Consider the following 14,232-nt stretch of genomic DNA (forward strand, 5'->3'; position numbering starts at 1 on the left):
GGCCGGCCGTCGGACTCGACGGGGGCCGGCCGGGACCGGTGTCTGCGCCACAGTGCGGCGTCCGAGGCTCGTCAGGCGCCCTTCTTGCCCAGGAACCGGCGCAGCCTGGTCAGCGGCCACGTGTTGATGACGTCTTCCTTCGTCAGCCAGCCACGCTGCGCCGTCGCCACCCCGTAGCGCATGTACGGCAGATGTGTGATCGCGTGCGCGTCGGAGTCCACGGCGAACTTCACGCCGTACCGCTTCGCGCGCAGGATGTCCTCGTCGCACAGGTCGAGGCGCTCGGGATGAGCGTTGATCTCCAGAGCGGTGTCCGTCCGCGCGCAGGCGGCGAAGACGGCGTCGAAGTCGGCGTCGATGCCCGGGCGCTTGCCGATCCGGCGGGTCGTGGGGTGTCCGATGACGGCGACGTGCGGGTTCTCGCAGGCGCGGACGAGACGACGGGTGAGTTCCCGCCTGCTCTGGTTGAAGTGCGAGTGGACCGAGGCCACACAGATGTCGAGATCCGCGAGGAACTCGTCGGGCCAGTCCAGGGTGCCGTCCGGACCGATGTTGAGTTCGGTGCCGTGCAGCAGCCGCATCCTGTGGTGCGTGCCGTCGAGCGCGCGGACCCGCTCGCGCTGGGCGAGGATCTTCTCCTTGGTCATGCGCTGCATGTACAGGTTGGGGGCGTGGTCGGTGACGGCGTAGTACGCGTAACCGCGGGCGGCAGCGGCGGCGACCATGTCTTCCAGCGGGGCCAGCCCGTCGGTGAAGTCGGTGTGCGTGTGCAGATCCCCGCGGATGTCCTTCTCCGACAGGAGGTCCGGCAACTCGCCGTTCAGTCCGGCCGCGATCTCACCGCGGTCCTCGCGCAGCGTCGGCGGGATCCAGGGCAGACCCAGCCGGGCGTAGATCTCCTCCTCCGTCTCGGACGTGATCCTTTCCCCGCTCTCGGCGTCGAAGAGCCCGTACTCGGACAGCTTGAGCCCTCGACGCACCGCGATCTCACGCGTGCGGATGTTGTGGGCCTTGGAGCCGGTGAAGTACTGCAGCCCCGCGCCCCACGAGGCCGGAGGGAGGACCCGTAGATCCACCTGAAGCCCTGTGGTGGTGCGCACCGACGTCTTCTTCTCCCCGTGTGCGATGACCTCGGCCGTGTGGGGCAGGGCCGTGAGTGCTTCCATGAACGGGGCCGACCGGTGCGCCGCCACCAGGATGTCGACGTCCCCGATCGTCTCCTTCATACGGCGCAGGGACCCCGCGTACGCGCACCGGACACAGCCGCGGACGTCCGACAGCTCGGCGACGAGCTGTTCGGCGACGTCCATCGCGGCGTTGACGAGCATCCGGCCCTCACCGGCCTTCTGGAGCACCGATATGCCGTGCAGGAGGTTGCTCTCCGTACGCTCTCCGAAGCCCTTGAGATCGCGCAGCCGTTCCTGGTGAATGGCGTCGAGCAACTGGTCGACGGAGGCGACCTCGAGCTCCTCGTACAGGACCAGCGCCTTGCGGGGCCCGAGTCCCGGAATCGTGATCAGCTCCCGCACCCCGGCCGGCACGGACGCCCGGGCCTCCTCGACGACGGACATACGGCCGGTCCGCAGGTACTCCATGATCTTGTCGGCGACGGACCTGCCGACGTTCGGGATCTCGCGCAGCCCCTCGGCATCGAGGTTCGAGACGTCCTCCGGGTGGCCCCCGACGGCGCGGGCGGCCTTCTCGTAGGCGCGCGCCTTGAAGGCCTCCCCGCCGCGGATGGCGATGAGGTCGGCGTACTCCTGGAGCAGCGCCTCGACCTGGTCGTTGGCTCGGGCCATGTCTCCAGGGTGCCCCCGGCCGCCCTCGGTGGGCACGCCGGCAGACGGGGCGAGGGCCCGTGACATCGGAAGCACCTACCGACACGTGGGTCGATGCGACCGGCACATGGCATCCCGGCGGACCTTCGGGACCCGTCGGCGGCGTTTGCGCTCGATGCCACCAGCATCAAGCGCTCCGCACCGGTGGACCCCCGCACATGGGACTGAGAGGGCGAACCCAGGTGATCAGGCGCTCGGATTCTGGACCCGAGGGGGCGGTTCGCGTTGATCAAGTCGCGCCGGTGGCGCGGAATCGGCGGGCGGCGGGCACGTCGGCACGCTGAGCGCTCAGCGTTCCGGCTGCCGCTTCCGATGCCAGTAGGCCTGCGAGTTCCCGGCCGAGGGCCGAATCCCGCCTGACGGCCAGGTCCGTCGCACCGGCACCCCCACGCGGGCCTTTGGGCACGAGAGCCAGTATGTCGCGCATCGCCCGTTCCCCGACTGCCGCCTTCTTGTAGGCGTCCGGGTCATGGACAAAGGCGAGGGTTGCTGCGGCGAATACGCCGGGCACGTCCCGCCGGCCGGACGAGAGGCGGCTGCGGAGCCTGTCCCGGGAGTCCGCGAGCCCGTTGGGCCGACGGAGACCGATCAAGGAGGCCAGTGTCCGGCCCCCCAGTTCTGCGAAGCCCTTGCCGAGCAGGGCCGCAACCACGGCTTCCGCCTCCGAATCGGTGGGCTGCGGCCGGCCAGGGAGGGCGGGCAGCGGGCCGGGCTCGTCCGCGGTGAGGCAGGCCCGGCAGACCAGTGCCCGCATCCGGGGTGACGGATACTCTCCGGCACCGGCGTGGGGGTCGGCCCCTGCGGTGGTGAGCGCGTCCGTCAGCGTCCACACGTAGGCCGTCCCGCAGGCGAGTGCCGCGCACATGTCGGCGAATGCCTCCCCGATCCACGGTTCCCACACAGCGATGCGCCCCTGCGCCAGTCCCGTGTCCTCACGCAGTCGTGTCACGAGGGTCGCGGTGAGACCGAAGTCGTCCTCGATGTGGTGGCCCGTTTCGTGGGCGACAGCCAGCAGGGACGGGATGTGGCGACTTGTCGACCAGGGAATCCCGATGACCGGAAAGGGCAGATGCCGACTGGCCCGGCGGCCTGCGCCGGTCCGTTGCCTGCCAGGGGCCAGCAGGGCCTCGAAGTCGCTACCACGTGCGGAGGCGAACGGAACCGGCTGCCGGTTCAGGAAGGTCAGCGGCGGCTCTTTGCACACAGCCCCCGCTGTTCCCGTCGCTGTGTCCCGGACGGGGCGGTAGAGGGCCCAGGCCAACTCGTCGGCGACGGTCAGCCACGCCCGGTACGGGTCGTGGTGGCGCAGCATCAGTTTGCCGCGGAAGAAGTCCCACACATGGTGCAGGTCCAGGACGATCTCGGCCCCCTTCGTGTCCTGATCGGCAGGCAGCATGGCGGACACGTGTTCCAGCGCGGTTGCCACGACCCTGGCGGCGCTCTCTACCTGCGATCGGTGCGTTGCCATCGGGGCACTCTGCGCGATCTTCCGCCAGTCGTCGAGTTCGGACGTCAGCGCTTCCATGGCCTGACGGACCTCGAACCGGCGCCGAGCGGCGTAGCCGGGGTCCGGGTCTTCCATCAGGTCCGCTCCGGGGTACGCAGGGCGGCCGGGGTGGCGAAGAGCGCGGCGCCGAGGGTCTCGATGACGTCTTGGCCCCAGTCCACTTCGGCCGGAAGCGTGATGGGGCTCGTTGGTGGGCTGCCGCCGGTGGGCGCCGATCTCAGGGCGCGGTGCAGTTCGTGCAGCGGTTGCTCTTCCGCGACTGCTTGCGCGAGGAGCGTGGTCTGGTGGAGCGGTTTGCGGATCAGTCCGCATCCGACTACCGCCGGGGCGATACCCGAGGCGAAGAGGGTGGCGGCGAAGAGATTGCGGAGCACGAGCTGGAGGGGGATGTCGGCCGGTGAGGCGGGGCGTGGCGGATCGAGCACGATCAGGGGTTGTGTGCCGGGTGCGAATCCCGCAAGCCACTCCACGAGACGGCTGGGTTCCAGATCTGATCCGGACGCCTTGCTCTTCAGGCGGTCACCATGGCTGAGTCCGGCGGGCGACAGATCGAAGTAGGGAATGGAGCCGCTCTTGAGTCGCAGGGGTGCGCTGACGTGCAGCAGGGCCGGGGGGCCCTTGCGTGGGGGTGGAAGGGCTGCAGGCGCCCGCAGTCGCCGCACTGTGCAGCCGTGATTTTCGAAGACCTTGGCCGGTGCCCGTCCGAGTGCTGAGTGCGCCGATGCATCGCCGGCGTCGCAGTGGAGCATGAGGACCGACTTCGCCCCGTACTCCGACCTCGCCGTTTCGCGCAGTGTCCACAAGGCCGTGGCGACGGCGACCGATACAAGTGTCTTGGACGTACTGCTCATGTTCTTCGGCAGCGCTGCGACCACTCCTGCGGTAATGGCCGCGTCGGTGAGAGCACCGAACACTCCGTCGATCACCAGGTCGACTCCGTGCCCAACCTTCAGCGCCGTCTGGAGAACGCGCGTGTCTGCCGACTCCGCTGCGTCAGGCAGTGTCCGGTAGAACACTGCGGCCCTTGCCTCGCTCGGCAGATCGACCAGTTCCCAGGGGAATGCGTGCAGAGCCGTGTCGTCGGACTGGAGCTGCAGGGCCGACAGCGGGGGGCGGCCTCGGTGAAGGACCTGAAGGCGTCCGCAGCCGGCTGCTGAAGCGTGACGCCAATCGTCCAACAGCGAGCGCGCGATCAGTACGGGGTCGGAGTCACCGTCCCGCTTGAGGGTGGGAGAGACGACGCGTTCGGTCTCGGACGGAACACGGAGAGGGGTGTGCCGTTCGATTTCCGGGGAGTCGACGGGATGACCGAGATGGAATGCCATCCGGTTGGCGATCTGCTGGGTCGACGTGTCACCGAGCAGGGCGGCGCTGGAGTGCAGGATACGAGCGGTCCACGCCGAAGGACGGTGCACCTGGCTGAGGAACTCGGTCGCGGCTCGCAAAGGATTCTCTCTACTGTCGGCCGGCTCGGCAGAAGCATGCAGCCAGTGCGCCACCGCCGTCAGCAATGGAGCGTCCTGGGGGCTTGCTGAGCAGAGGAGCCGGGTGAGTTCCCGGCCGGGCACGAGTTCGAGGCGCGAGTGGGCACGTGCCTGCCGCCATGCTTGCAGCGGCTCACCGGCAGGTGTTCGGCTGAGCTCTTGGTCGGCCTGGACGGTGAGCTGGAGCGCCTGGTTGAACTGCCCGCGGACGCGCGCGAACTCGGCGAGGTACCTGCATTGCATCAGTTCGTCGGAGTTCAGTGGTTCAGGCCTGATGATGTCGTCGAAGAGGGGCTGGAGCAGCTCGAGCCCGGCGCGTTCACCGTCGGCCGTGCCGGGGGAGGGACACCAGGCGAGGTCTTCCAGGACGGCGAGGCGTGCCGCCGGTGGCTGCATCTTCGCGAGCGCAACAGCGAGGTCACTCACCCGCTCGGGGGCGGTGAGTACGGCGGCCACACCCCCTTGGAGCAGGTCCTGTGGTGATGTAAGGGGTACCGCACGCAGCGCATGGTCCACTTCGTATCCCTGACGGTGGAGTTCGGACCACAGCAGGGCACGTTGTACGGCCCATGTGCCGGACACATCGGCGGTTCTCAGGAGGGTGAGTGCGGTGGCGGCCTGATTCAGATCACCGAGATCGCGGGCGAGGAAGCGGGCATACAGCAGCAGGCACTCGGGGTGGCCGTGGGGAAAGCCGAGGTCGCTCCACAGGCCTGCCGCACGATCGAAGGCGGCTTGGGCGGTGTCCACGGCGAGGAGTTCACCGGCCAGAACGCCTCGGGCCATGAGGTTCCTCGCCAGGTGACGGTACTTGGCCGGGCCGCCGGCTTTCGCCAGAGCTGTGTCGGCTTCGTCCAGGGATGCGAGTGCAGCACGGGAGCGGCCCAGCTGCCGATACGCCTGGGACAGTGAGAGGCAGGCTTCGGCCTGTTCGAGTGGAGAGGCGGCGTCCGGGTCCAGTCCGGTGAGGGTGGCGATGGCTCCGGTCGGTGTGAACGTGCGGAGTTGGTTGCGGGCCTTGCCCAGGAGGGCCCGTCGCTGCAACGCCGTCAGTTGGACGTTCTCGGCGGCAGGATCCGTTCCGGCGGCGGCCCCGAGGTTCACCGGGGCGGCGTCCATGGCGAGCACCGAGTCCTGCAATGCGAAGGCCTGGTCGAGACGGGTACCGCGTTCCAGTTCCTGAGCCAGCTCGAGGGCGATCAGTGCCTCACTGGTCGCGGCTCCGCGTTCTCGAGCGGTTACACGTGCTCGTCGGTACGTGGATTCTGCGCCCGGGTCCGCGAGCGCCGTCTGGATACGGGCGAGAATCGTCAGCAGCCGCTCACGCCACTTCCCGTCGGCCTCGATGTCCAGTCCCGACCGGACAAGTGCCGCGGCCTCGACGTGCATGCCCTGGCTGCTTTGCAGGCCGGCGCGGAGAATGACTTCGGCGCTGCCGGTGGGGACCGGGTCGGGTGCGTGCTCCCGGAGCGTGTCGACGAGGGCGAGGCGGTGTTCGATCTCGTTCCACATAGGGTCGGCTGAGTTGAACGTCGGATTGTCGGCCTGCTTCAGGGCCAGGGACATGGCAATGGCCAGATGCGCCTGTACCAAGGTCGCATGGCTGATGAGCGGTTCTCCGTCCAGACGGAGTCGCGGTCGCCCGCCGTCCACGTACTCGGGTCCGAGGATCTCCTCGCTCAGCTCCCGCACGGCCTCGACGCGGTGATGATCCTGCATTCGTTCCACCGCGGCCTGCCACACCTGGGCGGCGTTGCCGGCGTCGATCTGGAACCGGTGATACAGCGCCTCCTTCGTACAGGCCACCCATTGCTCGGCATCCGTCTCTGCCAGGGCCTCGAAATGCTCGATGAACGCCTGGTGCAGGTGTTGGGAGACAGGCTGGTCTGCCACCAGTTGGCGCATGGGGGCGAGTACGTTGGTGTGGAAGACCACCACGGAGTCGTCGCCCGCGTGACGGGAGACCCAGGAAGACGTGCTCGCATAGTCGAGCAGTCGCCGCCATGCCTGGCGGAGATCCTGCTCCGTCGGCGCTGTCGCCGCGGTCGGGAAGATGTCGGCGCTTCCTTGCCGGTGATGGCGGTCGTTGCGCGGATTGTCGGCGCCGCTCCTGCCACTGATCCCCGCTGCCAGCCAGGGCTCCATGACAGTGAGTGCCTCCTCCAGCCGTAGTCGGCGGGGCACGACTCCGTAGCGCAGCAGCCACCGCACAGCCGGGTCGTCGATGCGCTGGACCACGCGGTCGATGAGGTAGCGCAGATGGGGCTCGTCGTGACCGCGTAGCTCCTTCTCCGTGATCGTGGGTTCTTGATCGATGGCATCGGCGTACAGGGCCAACTTCAGGGGGAGACCGCCTGCCATGTCGGCCGCCGCGTGAGCTAGCTTGTTGTCGCGAATCCCACGGAGACGGAGGTATCTCATCGCCTGCTTTACGCTCAGCGGTGCTACTTCGCTGTGCTTGGTCTGGCGTTTACCGAGCGCGTCCATGGCGTGCGGCAGCGTCTCGCGCAGATCGTTCCGGCTGGCGAGCGCGAGCCGCAGTCCCGGGCAGCTTTCCAGCAGCCGTCCGAGCAGTCGCAGAAACCGATCAGCCTCCTGCCGGCCGTGCAGGAGCAGCTCCTCCATGGTGTCGACGACCAGCACCACCGGGCCTTGTGGACGTGCGCGGTTCAGCCTCTCGGCGAAGGCGGTGACCAGCTCCTCCTCGACGGCGGCGGAGTCCAGGGATGCGATGTTCTGAGCTGCTTCCCTGGCTGGTGGGGAGGGTCGCCGTGCCAAGAGGATCCGGTAGGCGGCGTAGTCGTCCAGCCGTTCGAACGGCCGACCCGGGAGCCGTCTGTCGAACTGGTCGGCGATCTCCAACAGGACAAGCCATGGGTGCCGTCCCACGGCACGGGCGCTGATGACGTCGAAGTCGATCCGGGCACACGGTACGTCATGCGGTTTCGGTACGCAGTACCGGGCGACGAGCCAGCGCAACTGCATGGTCTTCCCGGCCCCGCCCTGGCCGTAGAGCTGCCAGACGCGCCGCCGGCCGCCCAGCCACCGTTCGATGTTCTTCTCGAGTCCTCTGGGCAGCAGGAACTGTGCCGAGCGTGCGTAGTCCGCCGCCCAGTACGAACGTGCTCGAACGTAGCCTGCCCGATCCGCAAGGACTTCCTGCAGTGCGTTAGGAAGTCGGGGACGGCGGTCGGCGTCGCCCAGGACGTCGATGAGGTCCTGGCAGGCAGGGAAGTCTCGCAACCGGTCGGCTTCGGTGAACAGCCGCTCGAACGTCGAGCGGGCGGTATCCGGTAAGGGGAGCAACAGGTGGCGTAGCTCTTCGGTTTCGTCGCCGGTGGTTCGTAGATGGTCGGCGATGCGTTCTTCGAGCTGGTGCAGTCTGCCGGTGAGCTCGGGGCGGCCGGGGTCGAACCACTGGTGGAAGTAGCCGCTGCGCACCTCGTCAGCGAGCGCATAACTTCCGGGTTCGCCGGCGACCGGGTGCACCGTGCTGGTCGAGAGCAGGTCGTCCAGGGAAGGAGTGGCGGTCTCTTCCGCCGCTGCCCAGGGGTGCAGCACCTCGTCGTAGAGGACGGAGGTGAAGGTACGGGCGACGGCGCAGGCCCGTAGGACGGGTGCCCAGGAAGGAGGCACGAGGGAACGGCAGATCGTACTGGGACTTTCCCCCGTGGCCAGCCTGCGTGCGATCTCCAGCAACGTGTCCGTGCCGTTGGTCATCGGCGCACCCCCAGGGCGTTGGCCGCTTCGAGCCACTGCGGCACATGCGGAGTCAACGTGTGGAACAGGTCGACGGCGAAGAACTCGCCCGCGGTCTCCTGGTAACTCTGCAAGAAGTTGAGGACCTTTTCATCAGGGACATACCCGAGTCGGCTGCTGTAGGCCCGCGCCAGCCGTATGAGCTCTGATGTTCTGAAATCGCCGACCTGGACTCGGCCGATCATGTGTGCGTCGGACTCGCGCAGGGCGGGGCTCACGTTCTCCTCGCGAGCGACGATGACGAGTCGCACCAATGGCGGCTTGCCGTACGCAATGGGCTGGATCAGGCCCTCGTAGAGTTCGCCCGCGAGAGAGTCCGGCATGATGCACTCCGTGTGGTCGAGAGCCAGCACCAGCCGCTGGGCACCCGCGGCAGCGGACAGAGTGTCGAGGAATGCGGCGAAGATGCCGGCCTTCCGCTCGTCGGCCCGCGCCGCGTCGTCGTTGAACCCCCGCCCCTCGTCGACTTCGGGTTGATGCCCGTTCGGAGCCGTTCTCGCACTGCCGAGGACGAGCTGGTTGAGCTCCGCATTGAACTTCGCGAAGGCGTCCTTGGGGATCGGGCACAGCTGATCGGGAGAGGTGGCCTGGTCACGGATCATCCGTAATACGGTCAGCCAGTCCTTGTTCCTCACGCCGCCCCCCGGCCGCCCCCCGGCCGGACCCGACCTACCGGCCAGGTCCACGGAAACAATGTGATGTCCCCTCAGGAACCAGGTCAAGAGGCACCAATGAGCCAGCCATGTCTTGCCTGTCCTGTGATGACCGGTCTGCGAATGGCCGCTGATGACGAGCACTGAGCGATCCATGGCGGCGGGCGAGGCGTGCGGGGCGTCCACCGCCCACCAGGCCTGCCTCCGCTCCTCGGAACGGCCCACGAATCGGCGCAGCTCGGCGTACGGCCTGCTCCGCAGAATGTCGCGGAGGACGCCGGCCGCGGGGCGGAACGCGACGGGCAGTACGGCATCGGGTTCGCAGCAGGTCAGGAGCACCGGCAGCGCCCATACGCCGGTCCTCACGGGCATCCGGGCGAGCGCTGCACGAGCCGCGGCCACGCACATGTCCACGGGGCTCGACTCCGCCAGGCGTGCATAGAACGTGTCCGAAAACACCACCGCGGCATCCGACTCGATGTCAGCTTGCATGGACACGACGGCCCGTGACCCGGCGTCGAGAAAGGCCCTGGCCACACCACCGACCCAGTCGGCAGGGTCCGCTGCTGAACGGCATGCGTTGAGCACCACCAGTCGAGGCTGATGGTTGGCCAGAGCGGGTACATCGTCGGCCGTGAGGGACCAGGGTTCGCCGCACGTAGGGGTGAAGACCAGTTCGGGACCGCCGATACCCGGGCGTGGCATGCCGTGAGCGATGAAGTGGAGGATGTGGGGTCGCAAGCGGTCGATGGCGTCCGACAGCGCGGCGGCGCTCGCCGGATCGTCGAGCACTTCCAGGTGAACGCGTGCCGGAGCGCTCTCCAGAGCCCCGGACATGGCCGCGAGCTCCTGCTCCGCCAGCAGCTCCTCATCGTGCGCGGGAGTGCCGATGACGACCAACACCCGCAGCGGCCCCAGCTCCTCCGGGCCGGCCTCGACCGTTGCAGCCGTCCCACGTCTGATCAGCAGTTCAGGCCTGTTCCACAGCCACCATCCGTGCTGCCGCATCAGTTCCCACGGCAGCCCTCGCAGCTCGGGGGGCTCGACCTCGAGCACCACGCGAACGGGGTCCTGCCGTGTTGCGCCGCCGCGGAGTTGGTCCCATTGCGCCGCCAGACCTCCGTCGAACAACGCACGGCACAGGACGTCTCCGGCATCCCGGCGGAGACCCTCATCGGCGTCACGATCGAAGACCGTGTCGAACCCATGCTCAAATTCGATACTTCCCAGCGAACAAAAGCTCTCATGACCCCCGTCCACCGACAAATGAACCGTGTAGTCGCCCTCCCTGCCTCGCCCTGAGCCGAACGAGCCGGCGATTCGCAGAACAGCCTTGCTTGCCATCGTTTCTCTCGCGCAGCGCTACTGGTCGGTGGTGAAAGGCTGATCGTCCGCATCGAGAAAATCGATGACTGATCGGGGGTCTTCGTGTGCGTCTTCGACCAGCGCAGGAGGAACCGGAACCGGGCCTGCGCCGCGTCCCGGCTGCCGTGGACCGTAGTCCTGCTTCACCTTGCCGAACCAGCCCTTCTTGAGGCCGACGACACGGAAGAACGGAGTGCACCCCTCGTGGTTCGTCCAGTGCAGGCCGAGGCCTTTCGCCCGCGCCACCGAGACGCGGCCGGCAACGTCGGCGAGGCCGAGCTGCGCCTGTCCGGCCCCCGCCTGCAGACGCAGTTCGGCGGCGGCGCCGGTACCTGCGGCCGTCAGGACCGTGCCCGACTCCGCGGCGATCACGTGCGTCACCGCGAGCAAGGTGTCGTCCCACGCCTCCCACGTGAGGCGCACGAGTGCTGCAGCGATGGCGCGCTCGTCGGTCACGCCGTTCTCGACCAGCCCGCGGTAGACGATGAGAGCGGACTCGTCCTTCTCGAAGGTGACCAGGGCCCCGAGATCCGCAACAGCCAGCGCGGTGACCCCGTCCATTGCGACGCCGGCCGTTTTGAACCGCACAGACGCGGAGCCCTGCGTGGCGTACATGTAGTCGTTGTGCGGAGTGCCGCCGCGTCCAGTAAATGTCACGCCGCGATCGGAGAGGGTCCCGGCCGGTCGGACACGGCTGTCCGAAAGATGAAACACATCCCCCAGGTGAACCGGCTGCGACAAAGGCCACGTTGTCCACCAGCCCCGCCACACATCACGCACCGCGTCCCGATACACCTCGTACGACTTTTTCACCCGTCCCCCATCCCCATGCCGAACCGTGTGATGCACAGTACTGGCGTCAACACGCTGTGTGTCCGGACTTACGCCAAAAAGGAGGTGCCGGCGGTGCAGTGGCGCTGATGCCGCTCATGCCGGACCGGTGCGTTCCAGGCGTCAGAGCCCGCGTCGGCCCGGGATCCATCTGGGCGGGGGGCCTCGTCGCAGCCCTGCTGCGACAGATCGACTTGCGTGACGCGAGTGAACTTGACGGCGGCCTGATCGCAGAGCCGCGAAGCGGACCTGGTGCCGGTCGGTCCTGACCGGACGGAAGTTCGCCACGGGCTGCCGTAGTGACAGCGATCACTGCGAGCCTAGGAGGTGCGTTGCGTAGGCTGGCGACGTCGTCGCGGTGGAGGAGCGGTTGGGGGCGGCGCAGCCCTCCGAGCCCGACCTGGCGACGCGTCAGGAAAGTCAGCGCGTGGGCAGCATGAGGCCTGGGAAACCTGGGGATTGCTGCCCCGGCATGCGACTCGTTGTAGGGTAGGAAAACCGCCCTTGACCTGCATAAACGCAGGCAGGGAGCCTATATCCAGGAGTGCCTCGATGATGCGTACAATGTTCAAGTCCAAGATCCACCGCGCCACCGTCACCCAGGCCGACCTGCACTACGTCGGGTCCGTGACCGTCGACCGCGATCTCATGGACGCCGCCGACCTGCTGCCGGGCGAGCTGGTCCACATCGTCGACATCACCAACGGCGCGCGCCTGGAGACCTATGTCATCGAGGGGCAGCGCGGCTCCGGTGTGATCGGGATCAACGGGGCCGCCGCGCACCTGGTGCACCCCGGAGACCTGGTGATCCTCATCAGCTATGCCCAGGTCGAGGACGCGGAGGCCCGCACCCTCGTACCCAGCGTCGTGCACGTCGACGCGGAAAACCGGATCGTGGCGCTGGGCTCCGACGCCGCCGAGCCGGTCCCCGGCAGCGACACCTCGCGCAGTCCCCAGGCGGCAGCCGCCCTCTGAGCGCGCGGGCGAAGCCTGCCGCCGGGGAGCAGACTGGGAGCAGAAGTGTTCCGGCCCGGCGGTGGGCACGCGTGCAGCGTGGGGCGTGCGGTGACCGCGGCGCCTCCTGCGGCTTCGCGGCGCAGGACCGCGGCGCCGCCCCTGTGAAGCGGGGGTTTCGGAGACCGCCATGACTGTTCACAAGGTCGGTCAGGACATCAGCGTCATCAACGACTGCCTCGAAGTACCCGGCATCGGCTACCTGGCCGTCAACGCCTTCGTGCTCCACGCGGCGGAGCCCGTCGTCGTCGACACCGGCGTCGGACTGCCGGACCGCGACTTCCTCGGCGCGCTCGCATCGGTCGTCGATCCCGGGGACGTCCGGTGGATCTGGCTGACGCATCCCGACCGTGATCACACCGGAGGGCTGTTCGCGCTGCTTGACGCCGCGCCGCACGCCCGCCTCGTCACGACCTTCCTCGGCGTCGGCATCATGTCGACGGAGCGCCCGCTGCCGCAGGACCGTGTGTATCTGCTCAACCCCGGCCAGAGTCTCGACGTCGGCGACCGAACACTCAGGGCGTTCCGGCCGCCGCTGTTCGACAATCCGGCGACCACCGGGTTCTACGACGACACGTCGCGCGCCTGCTTCAGCTCCGACTGCTTCGGCGCCCCGATGCCGAACGCGGAGCTGGCGACCTCCGACCACGCCGGCGACGCCACGGACGACGAGCTGCGCGACGGGCAGCTGCTCTGGGCCACCGTGGACAGTCCGTGGATCCACAACGTCGACACCGCCAAATACCTGGCCACCGTCCAGGCAGTACGCGAGATGGCGCCGGAGGCGGTCCTCAGCACGCATCTCCCCCCGGCCGTGGGCATCGCACCGCGGATGATCGACACCATCTCCGGGGCCCCGAACGCCGACCCCTTCGTCGGGCCGGACCAGGCCGCGCTCGAGCAGATGCTTGCCTCGTTCGAGCCGGAGGGGACCCCGTCGGCCCCGGTCGTGCCCGGCTGAGGCCGTCCACCGCGTTCAGCGGCGGCATGTGACGGCGCTAGCATCGCGATCATGCTGGCGCTGCTGCACACATCCCCCGTCCACATACCCGTCTTCGACGCGCTGAGGGCCAGCGGCCACCCGTCCCTGGAACTACGGCACCTCGTCCACGCCGACCTGCTCGCCCGCGCGATGGCCGAAGGCCCGCAGGCCGTCGCCGCCGCGGTGGACGCGGTCCTCGCCGGGGTGGTCGCCGAAGGCGCCAACGCGGTGCTGTGCACCTGCTCGACCATCGGCCAGGTAGCGGAGGCCTGCGCGCCACGCCTCGGCGTCCCGGTGCTCCGGGTGGACCGCCCGATGGCCGCCGCCGCGGCCCGGTACCGACGGATCGTCGTCGTCGCGGCGGTGCGCAGCACCCTTGCACCGACGGCCGCCCTCATCAGGGAAGAAGCCGCCGGGCGCGACATCGACCTGAGCACGCGGCTCGTCGACGGCGCATGGGCGCGTTTCGAGGCGGGGGACCACGACGGCTACCTGGACGCCGTGGCCGGGACCCTCGACGTTGTGCGCGACGCGGACGTCATCGTGCTCGCCCAGGCCTCGATGGCGGGCGCCGCCGGCCGCGCCAGCAGCGCGGTGCCCGTCCTGTCCAGCCCCGGGACGGGCTTCCGTGCGGCCGCTGCCGCAGCCGGCACCCGATCCGCGGGCGCCGCGGCGTGACTGGATCGCGCCTGAACGGGAACGCGGTACGGGACCGCGGAACGAAACGATCCCTCACGCGGATCGGTCCCGCGGAACCGGAAGATCCATGACGTCCCCCGGGAGGCCGGCATGACGCACC

8 protein-coding genes are annotated in these 14,232 nt (G+C 68.6%); 3 read left to right on the plus strand and 5 right to left on the minus strand.

Annotated elements, in window-relative coordinates; all coding sequences use genetic code 11:
* Positions 1–71 precede the first annotated feature (71 nt).
* The 5 genes from polX to MDN94_RS23365 all read right to left on the minus strand — a co-directional run bounded on the left by polX (position 72) and on the right by MDN94_RS23365 (position 11,419).
* On the minus strand, positions 72–1,799 hold the full coding sequence (polX, locus tag MDN94_RS23345) for a DNA polymerase/3'-5' exonuclease PolX (protein WP_482727816.1): 1,728 nt from the start codon (positions 1,797–1,799) through the stop codon (positions 72–74).
* 268 nt (positions 1,800–2,067) lie between these two features.
* Complete coding sequence (locus tag MDN94_RS23350) at positions 2,068–3,420, minus strand: hypothetical protein (protein ID WP_482727817.1); 1,353 nt, start codon at positions 3,418–3,420, stop codon at positions 2,068–2,070.
* Entirely contained in the window at positions 3,420–8,549 is a 5,130-nt protein-coding gene (locus MDN94_RS23355; protein ID WP_482727818.1) for an AAA family ATPase, read from the minus strand. Before MDN94_RS23355 ends, MDN94_RS23350 begins: the two co-directional genes overlap by 1 nt.
* Complete coding sequence (locus tag MDN94_RS23360; RefSeq protein ID WP_482727819.1) at positions 8,546–10,585, minus strand: CHAT domain-containing protein; 2,040 nt, start codon at positions 10,583–10,585, stop codon at positions 8,546–8,548. Before MDN94_RS23360 ends, MDN94_RS23355 begins: the two co-directional genes overlap by 4 nt.
* An 18-nt stretch (positions 10,586–10,603) precedes the next feature.
* A complete protein-coding gene (locus MDN94_RS23365; protein WP_482727820.1) occupies positions 10,604–11,419 on the minus strand; it encodes a hypothetical protein in 816 nt (271 codons plus the stop codon).
* Positions 11,420–11,989: 570 nt separating this feature from the next.
* On the opposite strand from MDN94_RS23365, the gene panD reads away from it, so the two are divergent.
* The 3 genes from panD (at position 11,990) to MDN94_RS23380 (ending at position 14,111) form a co-directional block, all read left to right on the plus strand.
* A complete protein-coding gene (gene panD, locus MDN94_RS23370) occupies positions 11,990–12,412 on the plus strand; it encodes an aspartate 1-decarboxylase (RefSeq protein ID WP_482727821.1) in 423 nt (140 codons plus the stop codon).
* A gap of 169 nt (positions 12,413–12,581) precedes the next feature.
* Positions 12,582–13,412, plus strand: coding sequence for an MBL fold metallo-hydrolase (locus MDN94_RS23375; RefSeq protein WP_482727822.1), 831 nt, complete (start codon positions 12,582–12,584; stop codon positions 13,410–13,412).
* A 51-nt stretch (positions 13,413–13,463) separates the two neighbouring features.
* A complete protein-coding gene (locus tag MDN94_RS23380) occupies positions 13,464–14,111 on the plus strand; it encodes an aspartate/glutamate racemase family protein (protein ID WP_482727823.1) in 648 nt (215 codons plus the stop codon).
* The last annotated feature ends 121 nt before the right edge of the window (positions 14,112–14,232 follow it).

This window comes from Streptomyces sp. WAC00040, from assembly GCF_056835925.1.